Source organism: Actinobacillus delphinicola (genome assembly GCF_900638385.1).
In the GTDB taxonomy this organism is placed as follows: domain Bacteria; phylum Pseudomonadota; class Gammaproteobacteria; order Enterobacterales; family Pasteurellaceae; genus Actinobacillus_C; species Actinobacillus_C delphinicola.
Genome location: NZ_LR134510.1, coordinates 758139 through 782083, shown reverse-complemented (window position 1 = coordinate 782083; position 23945 = coordinate 758139). Strand labels below are relative to the sequence as shown.

The 23945-nt window shown below is 36.9% G+C and carries 19 protein-coding genes; 18 read left to right on the top strand and 1 reads right to left on the bottom strand.

Translation table 11 applies throughout. The features are described from left to right. Nucleotides 1-58: 58 nt before the first annotated feature. The 9 genes from EL259_RS08745 to EL259_RS03565 all read left to right on the top strand — a co-directional run bounded on the left by EL259_RS08745 (nucleotide 59) and on the right by EL259_RS03565 (nucleotide 6953). Nucleotides 59-439 carry an ATP synthase subunit I gene (locus EL259_RS08745; protein WP_126599094.1) on the top strand — a complete coding sequence of 127 codons (381 nt, stop codon included), beginning with the start codon at nucleotides 59-61 and terminating at the stop codon, nucleotides 437-439. A gap of 17 nt (nucleotides 440-456) precedes the next feature. Beyond that, nucleotides 457-1251 carry a F0F1 ATP synthase subunit A gene (gene atpB / locus EL259_RS03600; RefSeq protein WP_126599092.1) on the top strand — a complete coding sequence of 265 codons (795 nt, stop codon included), beginning with the start codon at nucleotides 457-459 and terminating at the stop codon, nucleotides 1249-1251. A gap of 62 nt (nucleotides 1252-1313) precedes the next feature. Then, a complete protein-coding gene (gene atpE, locus EL259_RS03595) occupies nucleotides 1314-1568 on the top strand; it encodes a F0F1 ATP synthase subunit C (protein ID WP_126599090.1) in 255 nt (84 codons plus the stop codon). Nucleotides 1569-1627: 59 nt separating this feature from the next. Then, nucleotides 1628-2098, top strand: coding sequence for a F0F1 ATP synthase subunit B (gene atpF, locus EL259_RS03590; protein ID WP_126599088.1), 471 nt, complete (start codon nucleotides 1628-1630; stop codon nucleotides 2096-2098). A 13-nt stretch (nucleotides 2099-2111) separates the two neighbouring features. Then, on the top strand, nucleotides 2112-2660 hold the full coding sequence (gene atpH / locus EL259_RS03585) for a F0F1 ATP synthase subunit delta (protein WP_126599086.1): 549 nt from the start codon (nucleotides 2112-2114) through the stop codon (nucleotides 2658-2660). 12 nt (nucleotides 2661-2672) lie between these two features. Next, nucleotides 2673-4214, top strand: a complete 1542-nt coding sequence (gene atpA, locus EL259_RS03580) for a F0F1 ATP synthase subunit alpha (protein ID WP_126599084.1) — start codon at nucleotides 2673-2675, stop codon at nucleotides 4212-4214. 12 nt (nucleotides 4215-4226) lie between these two features. After that, nucleotides 4227-5102 (top strand): F0F1 ATP synthase subunit gamma, encoded by an 876-nt coding sequence (gene atpG / locus EL259_RS03575; protein ID WP_126599082.1) that lies wholly within the window; start codon nucleotides 4227-4229, stop codon nucleotides 5100-5102. Nucleotides 5103-5122: 20 nt separating this feature from the next. Further along, nucleotides 5123-6496, top strand: a complete 1374-nt coding sequence (gene atpD, locus EL259_RS03570) for a F0F1 ATP synthase subunit beta (RefSeq protein ID WP_126599080.1) — start codon at nucleotides 5123-5125, stop codon at nucleotides 6494-6496. Between the two features lie 37 nt (nucleotides 6497-6533). Beyond that, nucleotides 6534-6953, top strand: a complete 420-nt coding sequence (locus EL259_RS03565) for a F0F1 ATP synthase subunit epsilon (RefSeq protein ID WP_126599078.1) — start codon at nucleotides 6534-6536, stop codon at nucleotides 6951-6953. Between the two features lie 112 nt (nucleotides 6954-7065). On the opposite strand, the gene cysZ is transcribed toward EL259_RS03565, so the two are convergent. Beyond that, the gene (cysZ, locus tag EL259_RS03560) at nucleotides 7066-7842 is read right to left on the bottom strand and encodes a sulfate transporter CysZ (RefSeq protein WP_126599076.1); all 777 of its coding nucleotides are present in this window, start codon (nucleotides 7840-7842) and stop codon (nucleotides 7066-7068) included. 180 nt (nucleotides 7843-8022) lie between these two features. On the opposite strand from cysZ, the gene zipA reads away from it, so the two are divergent. The 9 genes from zipA to tamB all read left to right on the top strand — a co-directional run bounded on the left by zipA (nucleotide 8023) and on the right by tamB (nucleotide 23924). Continuing rightward, the gene (gene zipA / locus EL259_RS03555; RefSeq protein ID WP_126599074.1) at nucleotides 8023-9153 is read left to right on the top strand and encodes a cell division protein ZipA; all 1131 of its coding nucleotides are present in this window, start codon (nucleotides 8023-8025) and stop codon (nucleotides 9151-9153) included. 125 nt (nucleotides 9154-9278) lie between these two features. Continuing rightward, nucleotides 9279-10397, top strand: a complete 1119-nt coding sequence (locus tag EL259_RS03550) for an ABC transporter substrate-binding protein (RefSeq protein ID WP_197721295.1) — start codon at nucleotides 9279-9281, stop codon at nucleotides 10395-10397. Between the two features lie 89 nt (nucleotides 10398-10486). Beyond that, the gene (locus EL259_RS03545) at nucleotides 10487-11554 is read left to right on the top strand and encodes a FecCD family ABC transporter permease (RefSeq protein ID WP_126599070.1); all 1068 of its coding nucleotides are present in this window, start codon (nucleotides 10487-10489) and stop codon (nucleotides 11552-11554) included. After that, on the top strand, nucleotides 11554-12360 hold the full coding sequence (locus EL259_RS03540) for an ABC transporter ATP-binding protein (RefSeq protein ID WP_126599068.1): 807 nt from the start codon (nucleotides 11554-11556) through the stop codon (nucleotides 12358-12360). The genes EL259_RS03545 and EL259_RS03540 overlap by 1 nt, the downstream gene beginning before the upstream one ends. A 111-nt stretch (nucleotides 12361-12471) precedes the next feature. Continuing rightward, nucleotides 12472-14487 carry an NAD-dependent DNA ligase LigA gene (gene ligA, locus EL259_RS03535; RefSeq protein ID WP_126599066.1) on the top strand — a complete coding sequence of 672 codons (2016 nt, stop codon included), beginning with the start codon at nucleotides 12472-12474 and terminating at the stop codon, nucleotides 14485-14487. Nucleotides 14488-14695: 208 nt separating this feature from the next. Then, nucleotides 14696-17170, top strand: a complete 2475-nt coding sequence (locus EL259_RS03530; RefSeq protein ID WP_126599064.1) for a class I adenylate cyclase — start codon at nucleotides 14696-14698, stop codon at nucleotides 17168-17170. Between the two features lie 48 nt (nucleotides 17171-17218). Further along, a complete protein-coding gene (locus EL259_RS03525) occupies nucleotides 17219-17881 on the top strand; it encodes a response regulator (protein ID WP_232019074.1) in 663 nt (220 codons plus the stop codon). A 104-nt stretch (nucleotides 17882-17985) separates the two neighbouring features. Then, nucleotides 17986-19857 carry an autotransporter assembly complex protein TamA gene (tamA, locus tag EL259_RS03520; protein ID WP_126599062.1) on the top strand — a complete coding sequence of 624 codons (1872 nt, stop codon included), beginning with the start codon at nucleotides 17986-17988 and terminating at the stop codon, nucleotides 19855-19857. A 14-nt stretch (nucleotides 19858-19871) separates the two neighbouring features. After that, nucleotides 19872-23924 (top strand): autotransporter assembly complex protein TamB, encoded by a 4053-nt coding sequence (gene tamB, locus EL259_RS03515; protein ID WP_126599060.1) that lies wholly within the window; start codon nucleotides 19872-19874, stop codon nucleotides 23922-23924. The last annotated feature ends 21 nt before the right edge of the window (nucleotides 23925-23945 follow it).

Here is a 23945-nt window from a genome sequence, read left to right as displayed (position 1 = left end):
ATGCAACGCATTTTCTTTATGATAGAATAATTTATTTCCAATAAATATTGGTTGTGAGATGAACATCGTAAGAAAAACGCAGAGAAAGTATAAAATTAGTCTGATCATTGAGACAGTTTTATTCATATCTATTTTTTTTCTCGTCTATATACAAAATGTTGAGATGGCGCGATCTTTTTTAGTTGGTGCTATGTCAGCATTTTTTCCTTTTTTATTCTTTGTGGCCTTATTTTTCTTCGTTAAAAATCCACAGAAAATGAATATTAAACGGTTGTATATAGGTGAAGCATTAAAATTATTATTAACAGTAGCTTTCATTATTTTATTTTTTGAACTATTTAAAATAAATTTTATTGTTTTTTTTGTTGGTTATTTTATAAGTATCTTATTGAATAATTTATTACCCTTTATTGTTGAAAAATCTTATAGTCATTTTTAATAAGCAAGGAACTAACTATGGCAGGGTTAACTACGGCAGAGTATATTGGTCACCATCTGACCTATCTTTCTTCTGGAGAAGGATTTTGGAGTATTCACTTAGACTCTATTTTCTTCTCCGTATTATCGGGAATACTTTTCCTCTATATTTTTTACCGTGTTGCATCAAGAGCAACTTCAGGCGTTCCTGGAAAAATGCAATGTTTGGTAGAAATATTAGTGGAATGGGTTGATGGTATCGTAAAAGAAAATTTCCAAGGGGTTCGTACATTTGTTGCACCACTTGGATTAACAATTTTCTGTTGGGTATTCATCATGAACGCAATTGACTTGATTCCTGTTGATTTTCTTCCACAAGCTGCACACTTAGTAGGTGTTAACCACTTACGTGCTGTGTCAACTGCGGATGTAAATACAACCTTTGCAATGTCAATCTGTGTATTTTTCCTAATTTTATATTACACAATTAAATCAAAAGGTATGAAAGGTTTTGTCAAAGAATATACTTTACATCCTTTCAATCACTGGGCGTTTGCACCAGTTAACCTTTTACTTGAAAGTGTAACTTTAATTGCAAAACCTGTATCGTTAGCACTTCGACTTTTCGGTAATATGTATGCAGGTGAGCTTATTTTCGTATTAATTGCATTGATGTACATGTCTGATCATATTGCATTACAAGTGATTGGTGTGCCTTTGCACTTAGTATGGGCAATTTTTCACATTCTAGTTATCACATTACAAGCATTCATTTTTATGATGTTAACTATCGTATATTTGAGTCTTGCTAATAACAAACTAGAAGAACATTAATTTATTAACTTTTTTTTATTAACCTTGGGGCGTAGGCCCACAAAATTAACTGGAGAAACTCTATGGAAACTGTAATTGGTGCAACTATTATTGCTTCATCTATCATGCTTGCTTTTGCTGCATTAGGTACAGCGATCGGCTTTGGTATCTTAGGTGGTCGTTATTTAGAATCAGCTGCTCGTCAACCAGAACTTGCAACTTCTTTAATGACTAAAATGTTCATCGTTGCTGGTCTTCTTGATGCGATCGCAATGATTGCGGTAGGTATCGGTTTATACTTCGCATTCGCAAACCCATTCATTGAATTATTACAATAATTGTCTGTTTTCTAAAAAAGGTAATTACTTATAAAAAAAGACATTATTGAGGAGGCGTTGTGAATATAAATGCAACATTAATTGGTCAGTTAATTGCTTTTGCACTTTTTGTGTGGTTCTGTATGAAATTTGTATGGCCACCAATTATGAAAGCTATTGAAGATCGTCAGCGTACTATTGCTGATGCGTTAGCTTCTGCAGAAAAAGCAAAACAAGAACAGGCTGATACAAAAACATTCGTTGAGCAAGAGTTAAACCAAGCGAAATTGAAAGCACAGGAAATTATCGACTTAGCGAATAAACGACGTAACGAAATTCTAGACGAAGCAAAATCAGAAGCTGAAACTGTAAAAGCTAACATTGTAAAACAAGGTTATGCTGAAGTTGAAAGTGAACGTAAACGCGTTCAAGAAGAATTACGTGCGCAAGTTGCTTCGTTAGCAATTGCTGGTGCTGAAAAAATTGTTGGTCATACTATTGATAAAGCGGCCAATAACGAAATTATTGATAATCTAGTTGCGGAATTATAGGGAGGAAGAGCTGATGTCAGATTTAACTACAATAGCTCGCCCTTATGCTAAAGCCGTATTTGATTTTGCAGTAGAAGAGTCTACTAAAGATGAAAATGCTCTTGATAAATGGGAAGGAATGCTTAATTTCCTTTCTCAGCTTATCCAAAATGAGACAGTTCAATCCTTTTTGGTAAGTGCAAATTCGGCAGAAACACTTGCAGATGGAATCATTTCACTTTGTGGCGAACAACTAGATCAATACGGGCAAAATCTTGTTCGTTTAATGGCAGAAAATGAGCGTTTAGCCGTTCTTCCTACTGTGTACGAAGAGTATAAATCCTATGTGGAAGATTATCGCTCAATTGCTGATGTTTATGTAACGTCGGCATTTGCATTAACAGAAGAACAGCAACAAAAGATTGCGACAGCAATGGAAAAAAGACTTGCTCGAAAAATTAATTTAAATTGTAGCATCGATGAATCTTTGATTGGCGGTTGTATTATCCGCACAGATGATATGGTGATTGATGGAAGTAGTCGTGGACAACTTCAACGCTTAGCTAGCGATCTACAATTATAAGAGGAATAGAAAATGCAACTAAATTCAACTGAAATTAGTGATTTGATAAAAAAACGCATTGCGAACTTTAAGGTCGTAAGCGAAGCTCAAAATACAGGTAAAATTTTATCTGTATGCGACGGCATTATTCGTATTCATGGTTTAAGTGATGTAATGCAAGGGGAAATGATTGCATTACCGACAGGACGCTATGCAATGGCACTTAACCTAGAACGCGATGCTGTAGGGGCAGTAGTAATGGGTCCTTACACTGATTTAGCGGAAGGTATGGAAGTTAAGTGTACTGGTCGTATCTTAGAGGTACCAGTCGGCGCTGGCTTGCTAGGTCGTGTAGTGAATACCCTTGGTGAACCAATTGATGGTAAAGGCGAAGTTGAACATGATGGTTTCTCACCAGTTGAAGTAATTGCACCAGGGGTAATTGATCGTCAATCTGTTGATCAACCTTTACAAACTGGTTATAAAGCAGTGGACTCAATGGTTCCAGTTGGCCGTGGTCAACGTGAGTTAATTATCGGTGACCGTCAAACTGGTAAAACTGCTTTAGCAATTGATACTATTATTAACCAACGTGATTCTGGCGTTAAATGTATTTATGTAGCAGTTGGTCAAAAAGCATCAACTATTGCAAACGTAGTACGTAAATTAGAAGAACACGGTGCATTAAAAAACACTATCGTTGTGGTAGCAACTGCATCTGATGCGGCTGCATTACAATATTTAGCACCTTACGCTGGTTGTGCGATGGGTGAATATTTCCGTGATCGTGGTGAAGATGCGTTAATCGTTTATGATGATTTATCTAAACAAGCGGTTGCATATCGTCAAATTTCACTATTATTACGTCGTCCACCAGGTCGTGAAGCATTCCCAGGGGATGTATTCTATCTTCACTCACGTTTACTTGAACGTGCTGCACGTGTAAACGTTGACTATGTTGAACGTTTCACTAATGGTGAAGTAAAAGGTAAAACAGGTTCTTTAACCGCTTTACCAATCATTGAAACACAAGCAGGGGACGTATCTGCGTTCGTACCTACAAACGTGATTTCAATTACCGATGGTCAGATTTTCCTAGAAACTAACTTGTTTAATGCAGGTATTCGCCCTGCGGTAAACCCAGGTATCTCTGTATCTCGTGTTGGTGGTGCTGCTCAAACTAAGGTTATGAAGAAATTAGCGGGTGGTATTCGTACTGCACTTGCTCAGTATCGTGAATTAGCAGCGTTTGCTCAATTTGCGTCTGATCTTGATGCGGCGACCCGTAAACAACTTTCTCATGGTCAAAAAGTAACAGAACTTCTAAAACAAAAACAATATTCTCCGTTAAGTGTTGCTGAACAAGCATTAGAACTTTACGCAGTTGAATTTGGTTATTTAGATGACGTTGAGCTAGACCGAATCGGTGCTTTCGACTCAGCACTTTTAGATTACGCGAGAAATAATTACGCAGAATTTATGGCGGAATTAACTAAAACTGGCAACTACAACGATGACATTCAAGCGAAGTTGAAAGAAATTTTAGATAATTTCAAAGCCAATAGTTCATGGTAATGGAGAAATAAAATGGCTGGTGCAAAAGAAATACGAACAAAAATTTCCAGTGTACAAAGTACGCAAAAAATTACTAAAGCAATGGAAATGGTGGCGGCATCTAAAATGCGTAAAACGCAAGAACGTATGTCTGCCTCACGCCCGTATTCTGATGCGATACGTCGAGTTATTAGCCATATTTCTAAAGCCAATGCAGAATATAAACATCCTTTCTTAGTTGAACGTGATGTCAAAAAAGTTGGTATTTTAGTTATCTCTACAGATCGCGGTCTGTGTGGCGGGCTAAATATCAACTTATTTAAAACCGTGTTGGAAAAGATCAAAACGTTGAAAGAAGAGAATGCTGAGGTTTCCCTTGGCATTATCGGTTCAAAAGCGGTGAGTTTTTTCCAATCTCTTGGTTTAAATATCGAAGTTCAACAAACAGGATTAGGTGATGCACCGACAGTTGAAGAATTGATCGGGGTAGCTAACCAAATGTTTGATGCCTACCGTGATGGTAAGTTAGATGCTGTGTATATCGTTTACAATAAGTTTATTAACACAATGTCGCAAAAACCTTGTTTAGATAAACTTATTCCTTCATCACAATTATTGCAAGATGAAGAAAAAGCAGCAGAAACAAAAACCGTTTGGGATTACATTTATGAACCTGATGCGAAAGAGTTACTTGATAAATTACTCGTTCGTTACTTGGAATCTCAAGTGTATCAAGCAGTGGTAGAAAACGTGGCTTCTGAACAGGCAGCTCGAATGGTGGCGATGAAAGCAGCAACAGATAATGCAGGTACATTAATTAAAGACTTGCAGTTGGTGTATAACAAAGCTCGTCAAACAAGTATCACAAATGAATTAAATGAAATTGTTGCAGGCGCTGCAGCAATTTAATAAGAATTAGAGGAATGGTAATGGCAACTGGTAAAATTGTACAAATCATTGGTGCGGTTATTGACGTTGAATTTCCCCAAGATGCAGTACCAAAAGTATTTGATGCTCTTAAAGTAGAAACAGGGCTTATACTTGAAGTAGAACAACAATTAGGTGGCGGTGCGGTACGTTGTATCGCAATGGGTACATCTGATGGTTTAAAACGTGGATTGTCTGTTGAAAACCTAGGACATCCAATTTCAGTTCCAGTAGGAACAAAGACTTTAGGACGTATTATGAACGTTCTTGGTCAACCGATCGATCAAAAAGGTCCAATTGGTGCAGAAGAAGAATGGTCAATTCACCGTGCAGCACCAAGTTATGAAGATCAAGCAAACAGCACAGAACTTCTCGAAACTGGTATCAAAGTTATCGACTTAATTTGCCCATTTGCGAAAGGGGGTAAAGTAGGTTTATTCGGTGGTGCGGGTGTTGGTAAAACCGTAAATATGATGGAATTAATCCGTAATATTGCGATCGAACACTCAGGTTACTCTGTATTTGCTGGGGTAGGTGAACGTACTCGTGAAGGTAACGACTTCTACCACGAAATGACAGATTCTAAAGTATTAGACAAAGTATCACTTGTTTATGGTCAAATGAATGAGCCACCAGGTAACCGTTTACGTGTTGCTTTAACTGGCTTAACAATGGCTGAAAAATTCCGTGATGAAGGTCGTGACGTGTTATTCTTCGTAGATAACATCTATCGTTACACCTTAGCAGGTACTGAAGTATCAGCACTTTTAGGTCGTATGCCATCTGCGGTAGGTTACCAACCAACACTTGCAGAAGAAATGGGTGCGCTTCAAGAACGTATTACTTCAACTAAAACAGGTTCTATCACCTCTGTACAAGCAGTATATGTACCTGCGGATGACTTAACTGACCCATCTCCGGCAACAACCTTTGCGCACTTAGACTCAACTGTTGTATTAAGCCGTCAGATCGCGTCTTTAGGTATCTACCCTGCGGTGGATCCGTTAGATTCTACTTCTCGTCAACTTGATCCATTAGTTGTTGGTCAAGAACACTATGATGTAGCGCGTGGCGTTCAAGGTATGTTGCAACGTTATAAAGAATTGAAAGATATCATTGCAATTCTTGGTATGGATGAACTTTCTGAAGAAGATAAATTAGTGGTAGCACGTGCACGTAAAGTTGAACGATTCTTATCACAACCATTCTTCGTTGCAGAAGTGTTTACAGGTTCTCCAGGTAAATATGTTTCATTGAAAGATACCATTCGTGGCTTTAAAGGCATCTTAGATGGTGAATATGACCATATTCCAGAACAAGCATTCTATATGGTTGGTTCAATTGACGAAGTGCTAGAAAAAGCCAAAAAAATGTAATCACTTCAAGATTGATTAAAACTTGAAGGAGAAAAAAATGGCAACATTAAAATTAACCATCGTAAGTGCAGAAAAAAGCATTTTTGAAGGTGAAGTAAAATCACTTCAGGCAACGGGTTCTGAAGGGGAACTCGGTATTTTACCGGGACACGTTCCACTTTTAACCGCAATTAAGCCTGGGATTGTGAATTTCACTTTAGAAGATGGCACACATCAGGTCATTTATGTATCTGGTGGTTTCTTGGAAGTGCAACCACATGCTGTTATTGTTTTAGCAGATGTGGCTATTCGTGGTGAAGAGTTAGATCGTGAACGTATTTTAGAAGCGAAACGTCAAGCTGAAGAAAATATTATTGCGAAAAATGATGAAAACTACGATATGATGATTCTTCGTCTTGCACAAGAAATCGCAAAACTACGTGCTTACGAATTAGCGGAAAAAGTACGTAAATACTAATCACGCAGTTAAATAAAAAATCCTACCAAGCGGTAGGATTTTTTTTGCATAAAATTTATCGAAAATGGGGGCGTATTATTGATGTTCGGTCATTATTAATACGAAAATAGTTTTACTTTTCAACAACTTCAGTACTCTTATTTGTAATAAAATGTTGTCTATAATTATCGACCCACATAGCAGTAGCGCCACAAATTGCCACTGGGATAATCACAAAGTTAATGAATGGAATGAAAGTACAAATCATCACTAATACCCCAAAGCTAAAGTTAGCATAAGGTTTCTTTTTCAACGCATTTTTCATGGTTAAAAAAGGAATTTTATGATTATCAAATGGATAGTCACAATATTGAATCGTTTGAGACCATGCCGTAAAAACAAAAATAATCACTGGGATAATAAATTGCCCAATAAATGGAACAAACCCTAGGATAAACAGGATAATAATACGCGGTAGGCTGTACCAAATTTTTAGCCATTCACGTTTAAACGTACGGGGAAGATCTTTGATTATATCTATGATACTGTCATCATTCGCCTCTTCACCTGTTAGCATACTTTCTACTTTTTCCGAAAGTAGTCCATTAAAAGGTGCGGCAATGAATCCCGATAGACTATTAAAAATGAAATAATAGACTAATAGAATAATGGCGACGGCAAAGAATACGAGAATATGACTCACCCAACTTAACCAATGGGGAAGTAAGGTCATAATAGTATCAATTTGATGATCAATTTGCGTAATAAAGATCCAAAAGAGTCCAATTAAAAATAAAATATTGAGTAAAACAGGAACGACGACAAAGCGGCGTAAGCCCTTACGAGATATTAAACTCCAACCAGTTTTGAAGTAATGAATACCTTCTAATAATTCTTGTAAAATAGACATAATTTTTCCTTTTTAAAAATTAATATGCAAAATATCATATTTTGTTACATTATAGAGCCTTTATAGTTGAAGTTATCACCAAAAAATATCTTTTGCTTATGATAACCGTTTGAAAATATGATAAGCTTAATATCATTTTGTTTGTGCAATTAAGACAAGCAAACTTCGTGGGAGTTTATAATGGATTTAAATACGATTCTGATTATTTTAGGCGCTATCGCCGTTGTTATTTTAGTTGTTCATGGTATTTGGCTAAATCGTCAAAATAAGTCAAAAGTTTTTGATAATGAAGATCCCATGAAATCGGCGACAGATTCCGTTGATTTACCGACAGACGGATCGGCTGAAATGGGAACTGTGGAAAATGAAAATTTCTCTCAAAATGCAAAAGATAAAGAAACATCAGGTTCTCTATCAGCTGGTAATTTTGTTCATAAAGAAAAACGTAAAAATATAGATGAGCAAATTGATATCACAGAAGATAATACGACATTAAATGCAGATTTAAGTCATATTACGATTAGCCTGCGTGATAAGCCCTCACAAACTGATAAAAATGTTAAATTATCTAATGACTTAAATGATAATAAGTCGTCTGCTGCACGTGAACAAATTGTTCAAACAAAGAAAAAAGATCAGCCGAAAGATATTGAAATGCCGAGCATGCCAAAGAATGCAGAATCGGATGAAAATACTCCATCAGTTTCAGTTGATACCGATGTTATGACTGATGAAAAAGAAGAAAAGAAAGCGATAAAAGAAACACCTGAAATTATTCAGCATGTTGTTGATGTTGAAACAGATAAGGAAGATGAATTACCAAGCACTAACATTGCAGAAGAATCCCTTCTTCCAGAAAATGAAACATCGCCAGTTGAAGAAGTAACTGAAGAAGAACTAAAACAGGATACCAGCAACGTAATTATGCTTTATGTTGTTGCACCAGATAATAGTTGCTTTAAAGGAAGTGACTTGCATCAGGCTTTAGATAAAGAAGGATTTTTATTTGGCGCGCAATCTATTTTCCATCGCCACAGTGAATTTAATTGCCATAGCCCGATTTTATTTAGCTTGGCTAATTTAGATGGTCCAGGTGAGTTTAATCCCGAAAATATGGAAAGTATGAGAACTTTCGGGGTGGCAATCTTTATGGAAACGCCTGTTAAGTACGGTTCAGCGAGAACTAATTTACGTTTTATGATTAATTCAGCGAAAGCCCTAGCGAGAGATTTAGGTGGGTATTTGCTTAGTGATAAACAGGAACCTTTTACCTTTGATGTAGAGCAAGAATATTTATCACGAGTATTTTAAGATGAGATAAAACCGCAACAAATGTTGCGGTTTTTTTATATAACGTACTTAAATTAAACAATATTGACAATAATTCTCATTTAAAATAAAATTTCGCCAGTTTATTTTTATAGGGATGAATAATTGTGAAATTTAGTTTAAAAAAACTTCTCTTAGCGGTTGCTTTGCTTTCTGTAAGTGCCACTAGTATGGCAAAACAGATAACTGATATTGCTGGCCGTAAAGTAGAGATTCCAGATCATGTGAAAACCATGGTTTTAGGTGAAGGACGTATGGTTTATGCCCTTTCTATGTTAGAAGCTAATCCGTTAAAAGGTGTAGTGGCATGGCGAACTGATCTGATTAAAAATGATCCTGATACTTATAAAAAGCTACTCGCAAAATTCCCTGATATTAAGAACATTCCTGATCTAGGTAACCCTTATAGTAGTGACGTAAACCTAGAAACCATCATCAGTATGAAACCAGATGTTTATTTATTAAACGTCGGTAACCTATTGAAAGCCCAAGAAAGTGGTTTAATTAATAAACTTGCACGTGTTGGTATTCCAACCGTTTTCGTCGATTTCCGTCAAAAACCACTTGAAGACACCGTGCCAAGTATGCGTATTTTAGGTGAAGTGGTAAATCAACAAGCGAGAGCTGAAAAATTTATCCAATATTACCAAAAACAAATGAACATGGTGAAAGATCGTGTTGCGAAAATTCCAGAAAAAGATCGTCCGTTAGTATTTATTGAAAATGCGGCTGGTTTAGATGGCGATGAGTGTTGCACGACTTACGGTAATAAAAACTTCGGACGTTTTGTTGACTATGCTGGTGGTCGTAACTGGGGCTCAACGAAATCAACTAACCTTAAATTTAAAGTAAACCCAGAAGTCATTTTCAGTGAACCATTTGATTATATCATTGCAACAGGGGCTAACTGGAAAGCTGCATACAAGGGCAGTACACCAATTACATTAGGTTATTTCGCAAAACCGGCTGAAATTCAGCAAGAAATGCAATACCTTGCAAATCGTGATGGTTGGTCATCATTAAAAGCAATTAAAGATAAACATTTCTATGCGATTTATCATCAATTTTATAATAGCCCATACCATTTCATGGCAATCTTAGCCTTTGCTAAATGGTTCCACCCACAACAATTTGCGGATGTGGATTTACAAAAAACTTACCAACAATTCTATAATGAATTTATGCCAATTAGCTTGACTGGTGAGTTTTGGGCAAAATATCAATAATCGCCATTAATTAACCAGGAATTAGTCGCCTTACCTTCATTCATTAAAAATTAGGGTAGGGCGTTTCTCATTATTACAAGAAGGACATTATGGCAACAATTCCTCAGCAATATTTAACCGCAACGCAATATCAAAAGCGTATTCGCAAAAATTTACTCGCATTATTATTTGTTCTCGCGCTGGCTATTGGAAGCTTTTTACTCGATCTTTCCATTGGTCCAGGTAATTATCCTTTCAGTAAAATTTGGGAGACACTCTGGCATCCAAATGCAAACGGTATCGCGCTTAACGTGATTGTCCACGATTATCGATTACCAATCGCATTAATGGCGATTTTAGTCGGGGCAATGCTGGCGACAGCGGGATCTCAAATGCAGACACTGTTAAATAACCCGCTTGCCGAACCTTTTACCTTAGGTGTGGCCTCTGCTGCAAGTTTCGGTGCAGCCCTTGCCATTATCTATGGGAATCAAATTAGTAGTAATCTTCTACAGCATGTTTTCGTGAGTGGTTCAGCATTTGCTTTTTCATTATTAACGTGCGTACTTTTGTTACTATTAACCCGCTTAAAAGGGCTAGGACAACAATCCATTGTTCTTTTTGGTATTGCAATTTATTTCGTGTTCAACGCCTTATTAGCCTTAATGCAATACAATGCTAATGAAACCCAACTTCAACAAATTGTGTTCTGGATGATGGGGTCATTAACACGTGCCGATAATACTAAAATCATGATTGCAGCCGTGTCACTATTTGTTGTAATGGCGATTACATTACGTTTCTCATGGCAATTAACCGCATTACGCTTAGGCGAAGCAACCGCCCTTAGTATGGGGGTTAATATTAAACGCCTTCAAGTTATCATGTTATTAATGATCTCATTATTATCTGGATTATCTGTTGCTTTTGTCGGTGCAGTTGGATTTGTGGGGCTAGTTGGACCGCATATTGCACGTCTATTAATTGGTGAAGATCAACGCTTCTTCATTCCACTTTCGGCACTTTTGGGCGCATTAATGCTTTCTATTGCGTCAATCGTAAGTAAAATCATTACCCCTGGTATCCTCTATCCAATCGGTATGATTACTGCGCTCATTGGTGTACCGATGTTTATTTCTATCATTTTAACGAGTAAACGTTCAGGAGGCGTCCAATAATGCAAAACATTCACGCCACAAAATTCGGAAAAATTTCTAATCTTTCTGCGAGTTACGGTCGTAAACAAATTTTATTTGATATCACCATTCCTGATCTCAAACCTGGTGAGTTAGTGGGGATTATCGGACCTAATGCAGCGGGAAAATCTACTCTATTTAAAAGCCTAGCAGGCATGCTCCCAATCAAAGGTGACATCAATATTGCTGGTGCGGATTTAAAGAAAACATCTTTAGCCGATTGGAGTAACATTGTCGGCATGATGCCACAGCAATATAACGTTCAAATCGCATTAAGTGTGTTTGAAAGTGTATTATTGGCATTAAAAAGCCATGGGCATTGGCGTGTAACCGATGAAAACTTACAAGCGGTTGCCAAAACCTTGGATGTGCTTAAAATTTCACATCTTGCGGAACGTAAAATCTATGAATTATCTGGTGGTCAACAACAGATGGTGGCGATGGCACGCTTATTAGTGCGTGATTTACCAATGATTTTATTTGATGAGCCAACCAGTGCCTTAGATTTACATCATCAACTTAATAGTATGCAAACGATTCGTCAGTTGACCCAAGATCGAAAAATTATCAGCTTAATTGCCTTGCACGATTTAAATTTAGCGGCAACATTTTGTGATCGCTTAGTTTTAATCCGCCAAGGGCATATTATGCTCGATGGAAAACCGCAAGAAGTGCTTTCACACGCCCATATTGAAGATGTATATGGTGTGAATGTAAGGTTAGAAAAAACGGCTCGTGATACCTTATTTGTGGATGCCTTCCTCAATCAATCTCTCGGGGCAATGTAGGATAAAGATAAATAGAAAATCTCACTTCGGTGAGATTTTTTATTACAGTAAAAAATAAAAGTGATCTATGCTATAAAGATAAATTAATTATTACAAAAAATGGAATACAACATGACGCAACCAAGCTTACAACAGCAAATTGAAGAATTAAGAAAAACATTACGCCATCACGAATATCTTTATCATGTCCTTGATACGCCAGAAATTCCCGATAGCGAATATGATCGTCTTTTTCATCAATTAAAAGCGTTAGAAAACTCACATCCTGAATTCATTACTGCCGATAGCCCAACGCAACGTGTTGGTGCGAAACCTTTAACTAGTTTTTCGCAAATTAAACATGAAATTCCAATGTTATCTTTGGATAATGTCTTCAATGATGATGAATTTATGGCATTTGTAAAACGAATCCAAGATCGTCTGCCATTCTCAACAGAAAATCTTACCTTTTGTTGCGAACCTAAATTAGATGGCTTAGCGGTAAGTATTTTGTATGAAAATGGAAAACTTGTGCGTGCTGCAACCCGTGGTGATGGGCAAACGGGTGAAGATATTACTGCTAATGTCCGTACGATTCGTAATATTCCATTACAATTATTAACCGACAATCCGCCTGCTCGTTTGGAAGTGCGTGGTGAAATTTTTATGCCACATCAAGCCTTTGAAAATCTTAACGAAATGGCATTAGCGAAAGGAGAAAAGACTTTTGCTAATCCACGTAATGCAGCCGCTGGCTCATTACGCCAACTCGATCCAAAAGTGACGCGTCAACGTCATTTAATGCTCAATGCCTACGGAATTGGAATTGCGGAAGGCGTATTGTTGCCAGATACCCATTACGATCGTTTGCAATGGCTACATTCAATGGGAATTCCTGTCAATAAAGAAATTGAATTATGTGGTGGCATTGAACAGGTTTTAAAATTCTACCGCAATATTCAAGAAAAACGCCCACATTTAGGCTATGACATTGACGGTACGGTTTTAAAAGTGAATGACATTGCGTTGCAAGAAAAATTGGGCTTTATTTCAAAAGCACCACGCTGGGCGATTGCGTACAAATTCCCTGCACAAGAAGAATTGACCGTATTACGTGATGTTGAATTCCAAGTAGGACGTACGGGTGCAATTACGCCAGTAGCAAAATTAGAACCTGTATTTGTGGGGGGCGTAACGGTAAGTAATGCGACCTTACACAATGGTGATGAAATTGAACGTCTTGGTTTAGCGATCGGTGATACCGTAAGTATTCGTCGTGCGGGTGATGTTATTCCACAAGTTGTAGGTGTCGTTCGTGAGCGTCGTCCAGAAAACGCAAAACCGATTATTTTCCCAACGCATTGCCCTGTTTGTGGTTCTTTAGTCAAAAGAATTGAAGGCGAAGCGGTGGCACGTTGTACGGGTGGTTTATTCTGTGATGCACAACGTAAAGAAGCACTAAAACATTTCGTATCACGCAAAGCGATGAATATTGATGGGGTAGGTGCAAAACTCATTGAGCAATTAGTGGATAAAGAAATTATTCATACCCCAGCAGATTTATTTAAATTGGATTTAAACACCTTAATGCGCCTTGATCGCATGGGTGAAAAATCTGCTCAGAAAGCATTAGACAGTATTGAAAAAGCAAAATCAACCACACTTGCACGTTTCCTTTTTGCTTTGGGTATTCGTGAAGTGGGGGAAAGTACTGCGCTGAATTTAGCAAATTACTTCAAAACATTAGCACCGATTCAAGAAGCGGATATTGAAACGTTACAAAAAGTGCAAGATATCGGCGATGTGGTGGCACGTCGTGTTTATCATTTCTGGCGCGAACCGCATAATGTAGAAGTGGTGAATGATCTGATTGCCCAAGGCGTCCATTGGGAACCAGTGGAAACCAAAGAAATTGCTGAAAATCCATTTATGGGTAAAACTGTCGTGTTAACAGGAACCTTAATGCAAATGACCCGTAATGAAGCGAAAGAAAAATTACAGGCTATGGGAGCTAAAGTCAGTGGTAGCGTTTCTGCGAAAACGGACTATGTGATTGCTGGCGAAAGTGCAGGTTCTAAGCTCACCAAAGCCGAAGAATTGGGCATCAATATTCTCAGCGAGGATGCTTTTTTAGGTTTATTAAGCTAACAACAAAGCAATAAATCAGAAAACACGCCCCGATTTTCCATAAATTTTTGCGAAAATCGGGGCGTATTGCTTTTTTAAAAGAAAAATAATTCTAAATAATTACTAAAATATAGGTGTTTTGAATTATTTTCTGTTTGCTTTTTATGTATTCATTGTATGGGATTCAAATTTCAGTATAATCAGCAAGATTTTACTATATAGGAAGTAGATGATTTTGAATCTTGAATTTGATATTGAAGAAGCAAAGCGACGTGTAAACAAATTGGATAAATTACGTTTAACACGTGCAATAGAAAACACACCTCCAGAAGTTCGCACGGTTTTGGAACTTCTACCTGTGTTTCTTCATTACAATCATCCTTCCCTGATTGGTTACGTCAAAGGATGTCCCCATGGCATTTATAACTTTACTCCGACCCGTAGCCAGCAAATCTCTCTACATAAACATTTCTTTAATCATGAAAACGTCAGCTATTTTTCTTTTCCTGAATTAAAACAACATACAGGGCAAGCTTTTCTTGGCTTGTATGCAATGGGAAGTGTTAGCACCATCACCCAAACCCCAAATTCTGATTTAGATATTTGGCTTTGTGAGCGCCAAGATTTTTCTGGCGAAGAACGTAAACTTTTACGCCGTAAAATCAAACTGATTCAACAATGGGCAAGCAAATTAAAAGTTAAAATTAGCCTATATTTGGTAAATCAAAAGCGTTTTCGTAAAGCATTTTATGCAAAACCTCTTTCTGCAGAAAAAGATGATAGTGGTTCAGCACAATACATGTTATTGCTTGAAGAATTTTATCGAACTGCGATTCGGTTAGCAGGAAATCCGCTCTTATGGTTGCATTTGCCAGTTGAAGAGAAAGATTATGAGAGTTATGTACACCAACTCGTTAGTCACGGGCAGATTAAGTTACGTGACTGGGTTGATTTTGGCGGATTAGATGGCTTATCTGCAAATGAATATTTTGGTGCTACGTTATGGCAATTATACAAAGGGATCGATTCACCTTATAAATCCGCACTGAAAATATTGTTATTAGAAAGTTATTCTGCCCAGTATCCAAATACGCACTTAATTTCCCAAGAGTTTAAAAAGCGCCTTCATTCGGGAGATGAAGATTATCATTATGATGCATATCTTTGCATGTTAGAACATGTTTCTCGCTATTTAACGAAAAAACAAGATCAGGATCGCCTTGAATTTGCTTACCGTTGTTTTTATTTAAAAATTGCAGAAAATTTGCGCTATAAACGAGCAGCGATGAATAATTGGCGTATTCGGTATGCGAAAAAATTAGCACGGTCATGGGGATGGTCGGAAAGTACAATTGAAAACTTAGACGATCGTCCGCATTGGAAAATTAAACGGGTGAAAAAAAATCATAATGATTTGATTCAATATTTAATGGCGAGTTATCGTAATTTATTGCAATTTGTGCGGAATCATAAAGTGAATGCCAGTATCGTGCCGCAGGATATGGCCGTCCTTACTCGTAAACTTTATACTGCATTTGAAGATTTACCAGGAAAAGTGATTTTTCTTAACTCAGCCAGTGCAAGTGATTTGAGTGAAAAAGCATTAACATTTGTAGAAGTTAGAAAAGATAATATTAATTTTAAACCAGGTTGGTATCTTTTGAATCATGCTCCAAATGTAAAAGCTTTTACCGCTCCTAGACATTCTGAATTTGGTGAAACATTACCTAAAATCGTGGCGTGGGCTTATTTTAATGGATTATTAACGCCTAAAACTAAAAACTATTTAAAAAGTGATAATGTTCGTCTTAAAGCCTTGCAGCGTTTTATTAAAGATTTATGTAATACCTTTCCACTTAAACAAGTTTCTGCTAGCCAACAAGAGCTTATTGAGCATTGTAAAATTAGACAACTTTTTATTGCGATTAATTTAAGCTGTGATGTAACCCAAGATTTACCTGCTGATAGAGAAATTTATCGAAAAGGCATTTTAACTGGTGATTTACTGAATATTACTTCGTCTGATAATCAATTTATCGGAAGTTTAGATGTAATTTATCGAAATCGTTGGGGAGAAATTAGAACATTACATTTTGAAGGTGATGATGCGTTAATTCGATTATTGAAAGTTCTAACTCATAAAATTCCTCGTACATCAACAGAATTGCGTAGAGTAAATATTTTTTGTTATGCCAAACACTATCAGAAAGAGTTACAATCAGTCGTGCAATCTCTGATTTTTCGAACATTGGGCATCGAAGAGAAAATACGAATTAATGAAACCAATATGGCATCACTTATTCGTTATACAGGGCATGGTTGGAGTAAATTATTCCAAAAAAATGCTGAAAAACCAGAGTTGCGTTTGTTAAAAGAAAATAATGCGATTTATCCTAAGGAAATCGCTGTTTTCGCAGCAGAAGGATTTTTGCAATTTTTCTTTGAAGATAATCAAGATAGAAGTTTCAACGTCTATATTTTGGATGAAAAGAACCATATCGAGGTATATCGGTCATGTATCGGTAATAAATCGCAAAAAATTAATGAGATAAATCAAATTTACCAATCTGCAGGTTTGAATACTGATAACAATCCATATAGAATAGTGAAACATCACTTTAATTATCCTCAGTTCTACCAATTATTACCCGTACAAGGAAAAGTACAGATAGTCCCATTTCGACATCAATTAAAGATGACGTAGAGGAAACTAGGTAATGATTATACTTCACAATATAAAGGTAAAATTATAATGGAAGAGAATATTATTATTGCAGGCAAAAATAAAATGCCTAGTCGCGTCCTACTTATTGATGATCACCCATTAATGCGTCGCGGAATTCGCCAGTTGCTGGAGTCAACAGATGATTTTTTAATTATTGGAGAAGTTGGCTCAGGTCTTGAAGGCGTAGAATGGGCAGTGCGTGAATTACCAGATCTCATTATTTTAGACCTTAATATGAAAGGATTATCAGGGCTGGATACATTGAAAGCATTGCGTCGTGAAGATGTGGATTCTCGTGTGGTTATTCTTACTGTATCGGATGCACGTAACGACATTTTTACGCTAATTGATGCAGGTGCTGATGGTTATCTTCTCAAAGATACTGATCCGCTTACACTGTTAGAACAAATCCAAGATATCGCATCAGGTAAAGTCGTTTATAGTGATGTGGTGAAAAAAATTGTGAGTGAACGTCAAGCAGGTGATGATCCTATCTATAGTTTAACTAGCCGTGAATTAGATGTATTAACTTTAGTAGCAAAAGGACTATCTAATAAACAAATTGCAAATGAACTCTTTATTTCAGAAGAAACTGTAAAAGTTCATATTCGTAATTTACTACGTAAATTAAATGTACATTCAAGATTAGCGGCAACCATTGTTTATTTGGAACATTTCGGTAAGAAATAAACAAAAAGCTCTGACGCTATAAAAAGTAAAAAAGAAGTGCGGTAGAATAAGTTTTACCGCCTTTTTGCGTATTATAGATTGCTAAGATTGCACATGGAGTTACTATGTTGTCCCCATTTTTGACGAAAATTAAAAACTTATCGCCATTTATCTTATTGGGTACGGCATTGCTCAATCCCACCAAACTTTACGCTCAAGAAACGAAATCTTCCTCACCGACATCTTCTGATAAACCCGCAGATGTATCAAAGGGTTTGGAAAATGATCCAAATTTTCAGATGGATGGATTTCTTCCAAAACCTCCGCAAACACTTTATAAACTCAAATTAGTAGGGATAAAAAATTCCGAAGCACGCAAAAATGCGGAAATTTATGTTGGAATGATTCCTGCCGAGGAAATGGATGGGTCGTTACGCAACTTTTACCTCGTACGAACAGCTATTCAAAAAGCAATCAGTGTATATGGGTACTTTAATAGCACAATTAAATTTGATGTTGTGGCGCCAGAAAAAGGAGATAAAAAAGGCACTTTAATTGCGACTGTCCATGAAGGACCACCAACAGATATAGCTGGAGTGAATATTAATATTAGTGGTCAAGCGCGAGAGGATGATGCGTTTAAGAAATTATTAACGCAAGTGCCAGAGGTAGGCGCTCAACTTAACCAACAAACATACGATAATTTTAAAGAAGATCTCCGTCAATTAGGCATTGAACGAGGATATTTTGATGCAAATTTCACGTTATCTCAGTTAGATGTTAAACCTTCTACGCATCAGGCATGGTGGAATTTAGATTACGATAGTGGCGACCGTTATAAATTTGGGCGTTTCACATTTGAAAATAGTCAAATCCGTCAGGATTATTTGCATCATATTATGCATATGAAAGATGGTGATCCTTACAATATGGAAGATTTGTCTGCGCTAAATTCAGATTTATCTTCTTCAGGGTGGTTTAAGGTTATTTTATTTCAGCCCAAAATAAATAAAGAAAATAAAACGGTCAATGTTAATGTATTGCTTTATCCGCAAAAGAAAAATGTGTTTAAGGTTGGGATTGGTTATTCAACTGATGTTGGAACACGTTTTCAATTAGGATGGAATAAACCTTGGGTAGATAGTAAAGGTCAAAGTTTAAGAAGTAACTTTTATATTTCGAAACCAAAACTAGCAATTGAAGCTGCATATCGGATGCCATTATTAAAGAATCCGTTAAATTATTATTATGAAGCTGCTTATGGTATCGAGCGAGAAAAACAAAATGATACGACAACAAATGCAACAAGTGCTTCCTTCATGCGTTATTGGAATCGGGAAACGGGGTGGCAAAATGGGCTTGGTGTGCGTGTTCGTTACGATTCTTTTACGCAAGCAGATCAATCTCATAAAACATTACTGATCTATCCAACAGTTTCGGCAACACGGACACGTTTTCGTGGTGGTCTTTTCCCATACTGGGGGGACACACAGAGAGTAAGTTTTGGTATTGGTAATAAGGCATGGGGATCGGAGGTGAATTTCTATAAAATTGAAGCCTCTACGATTTGGATTAGAACCTATTTCCAAAAACATAGATTTATTTCACGAGCTGGTGCGGGGTATTTGAAAACCTCTCAATTTGATCGTATTCCACCTGCTTTACGATTCTTCCTTGGTGGCGATAGAACATTACGAGGATATAAATATAAAACAGTTGCACCACGAGATGCCGAAGGTAAGTTGGTGGGTGGTTCAATAATGGGCTACGCAGGCTTGGAATATGACTATCAGCTGTTCCCAAAATGGTGGACAGCCGTTTTTGCAGATACAGGGTTTGTGTCGGATAAATTTAAACATAGTGATTTACGTTATGGCTCTGGGGTAGGATTACGTTGGATTTCACCTGTCGGTCCAGTAAGAGTAGATATAGCAACACCAGTACATAGTGATCACCATAATGTCCAGTTCTATTTAAGTTTAGGTACAGAGCTTTAATTTAGGTTATACAGATGGAAGAAAAAACAGATAAAAAAACACCCAAAGCGGCACCGAAAAAACATTTATACTGCAAATGTTTAGCGGGTATTGTTGCATTTTTTGCGGCGCTTATTTTATTTTTCCTTTTTCTACTCGGTACAACTAGTGGGCAACATCGTCTATTTCATTGGATTGATTCCCTCATGTCTGATTTACATATTGGTCAGGTGGAGGGTAATTTATGGCAACCACAAGGATTGAAACTGGTTGATATTAATTATCAAAATTCATCTATTAATGTTCATGTAGCACAAGCAGATTTACAAATTTCGATTAATGACTTATGGCGAGATAAAACGTTAAACATCGGTAATGTAGTCTTCAAACAGCCTGTTATTACTTTATTAAAAACAACACCACAGCAGCCAAATAAGAAAAAAGAAGAATCATCAGGAAAGTTTACTTTACCCTTTGCGATTAATGTTCAACATGTTTTAGTTAATGACTTACAGTTTGCTCTTCCAAATGGCGACAAAATTGCATTAGGTAATTTCCAGACGGCATTAACATTAAATAACAAAACGGGGTTGACCCTTGCGCCGACTTCTATTGATGATCTTTTACTTGATTTTCCTAAATCAATTTCAAAACAGAATAAAGCACCAAAGGCAGCATCGCAGGTAGTGCAGAAAGTTGAAAATTTGGAAAAATCATCACAACACGCCCCAAAAAACGAAAAAAATTATGCAAAAAAACAGCCTAAACCCGTTGATTGGACGGCGATTCAAAAACGTTTTTCTGGTCCATTATTTTCATTAAATGATTTTCAACTTCCTTTTGCTATTCATATCGAATCTTTAGCAGGGGCTAATTGGACATTTAAACAAAGTGAAAAAGGCTCTGATCAAGTTGTCGTATCAGAATTTATTTTAAAAGCGAATGCGCAAAATTCAGATATTCGTTTGCAAAAGTTATGGATAAAAAGCCCTATTGCTGAAGTTCAAGCCACAGGATATATAAAAACCCGTGGCAGTTATCCTTTTGCATTGACGTTATCTGGAAATTTCACTCCGCTTTCTGACCAACATTATTTTAATGATATAGGTTGGACGCATTTATTCTTATCTCAACCTAATACGTTAAAACTTGTGGCAACTGGGCAGTTAAATGGTAATAGTACCTTGAAACTTCACACTACAGGCGCATTGGATATGAATGTAGATGGACAGGTTGAATTGACAGCGGATACGATGCCATTTACGTTAAATATTCAAAGCCCGCATCTTCAATATCCATTTGATAAGACAGCCTTGCATCCGTACAAATTTAAAAATGTAGATATTCAACTTGCTGGAAGTTTAATTGGTTATAAAGGCACAATTAAGGGCTTGTTCTTAGGTGAAAATATTAAAACAGCGCCTCTTTCTGCCGAAGTATCTGGCGATATGTCAGAAGTAAAAATTGCGCAACTTGATTTGGATGTAAATAATCAAAGTAAATTATGGTTGAAAGGGGAGTTGAGCTGGCGCAACCAATTAAAATGGCAATCGCAGTTAAAGTTAAACAATTTTAATTTAAATAAATACCTTTATCCAAATGTTGCACCTTTAGCAAAATTGAAAGGATTTGATAGCACACTATCTGGTCTTGTAACTTATAACGGTTTTTCTAATTTCTACGATGATAATTGGGCGATGGATGCGCCTCAAATTTCCCTCTCTGGTGAAATATCGCATCGCAAATTCTCGCTTGATACACATTTTGATGCACGCCCACATTGGGTTTCGGTTCCAAAATTTGATCTGGTTTATCAGAAAAATTACATTAAGTTGCAAGGTGAATTAAGTGAAAAAACGCATCTTTTAATGGATATTGATGCCCCCGATTTGAGTGGGTTATTGCCAACTTTACAGGCGAATATTAAAGGTAAAGTGTCAATAGACGGTAAAGGTGAAGATCTGACAGCACATGCTGATTTAAAAGGTCGAAATATTCAGTTTGAAACTTTTAAATTAGCTCAATTAGATTTAAATGGTAATGTCCAAGATATGCGTACTTTGCAAGGTAAGATTAATCTTGCAATCCGTGATTTGGATTTTCAAAAAATAAATTTCTCTCGTATTGATTTAATTGCTAATGGAGATGAGAAAGATCATCATCTTACCCTGACTTCTACGGGTAACCCATTTGCATTGTCGCTTAAATTAAATGGCTCATATAAAAAATCTTTATCAGAATGGCAGGCGGTATTATCTACACTGAATTTAGATACACCAGTCGGTAAATGGTGGATTGATAAACCTGTTAATATGGTTTATCGACTACCTGATGGGGATGCTCGTATCAATATGAGTTGTTTGTTGAACAATCGAGCCAGTTTATGTTTTCCTCGTCCAATGCAGGTAGGTAAACGTGGTGAAGTAGCATTTAATCTGAAAAATTTAAATTTAGATATTCTGAATGCATTTTTACCGCAAGAGCGTTTTTTAGGCGTAGTGACGGCAAATGGTGAGGCAAAATGGGCACCAGATCATGCTCCACAAGTGAAATTAAATATAAATGGACGTGATTTACATATTGCTCAACGGATAGATTATCGTTATTTCCAAGTTGGGTTCCCTCAAGCCAACATCAAAGCAGAACTAGCAAATGATACGTTACATACAACAGCAAACGTACAGCTTTATAATCCTTATGCGAGTGGATATCGCCGTTATGGAAATATTGATTTAGCCTTAAATGTTGATCATTTACAAAAAGATAGAACCTTATCAGGTAGCGCCAATATTAATAACGTTTCGCTTTCTCTAGTAAAACAAATTTTATCGGGTGATGAAAATGTACAAGGGGATGTTTTTGCCGATGTGCATTTTGCTGGTACGTTAGCGAATCCATTATTAAATGGCAAAATAGGGGTTAAAAATGCCCGTGCAAATCTTAAAGCATTACCGTTTGATATTAATAATGGTAACGTACTCCTAGCATTAAATGGTCAAGATGCGAAACTAAGTGGGAATATTAAAACGCCACAAAGTACATTGAACTTAAATGGGGTAGCACGTTGGAGTAGCTTGGAACAATATTTTGGTAGAGTGAATGTGACGGCCAAAGATTTCTATTTGAATGTGCCGTTAGCCCCAAGTCAGGTAGAAATGAAAGTGACACCAAATGTAACAGCGATGGTGACTCCGAAAGATCTATTGCTTTGGGGGAATGTTGATATTCCATGGGCAAGAATTATTATCAAACAATTACCTGATAATGGGGTCAGTGTTAGTCCAGATTTAATCATCTTAGATGGACCAAATAAAACAGATGAGCGTAAAATTTTAGCCTTAACGAAAGGGCAACTTGATACGGAAGGGCGACGTATGCTTTCACGGATTACGATTAATATTGGTGATGATGTGAATTTAAAAGCATATGGATTAGATACTGATCTGGTAGGGACTTTATCCCTTTCGCAACAACATGGCATTCTAGGGCTTTATGGGCAAATAAACCTAGAAAAAGGTAGTTTCAAAGCCTACGGACAAAATCTTGTGATTAAAAAGGGATCGTTAGGTTTCTCTGGTATTCCAGGACGACCAATGATTAACTTAGACGCAATCCGAAATCGTAGCGAAATGATTGATACGGATGTTGTGGCAGGTTTACGTGTGTCAGGTTATGCGGATAAACCAATAATTAAGGTATATACCATTCCAAGTATGTCCGATGATCAGGCATTGTCTTACTTAATTACTGGACATTCATTGGATAGTAATGATGGAACGGGTGCTCGCGATTCGTTAAGTGCGGCATTACTTTCAATGAGTCTTGCACAGACGGGGAGTGCGGTAAGCAGTATTGGTAAGTTCTTTGGTATTCAAAATCTCAATGTAGGAACGACGGGTACAGGAAATAAATCTCAAGTTTCAGTGAGTGGTGATATCACAGATCGCTTACAAGTACGTTACGGTGTGGGATTATTTACGGGCTTGGCAGAGTTAACGTTACGTTTACGCTTATTGCCTCGACTTTATCTGCAAACCGTTTCAGGCGTAAACCAAGCCGTGGATTTATTCTACCAGTTTGATATTTAATTATGCACTAATAGAAAAACC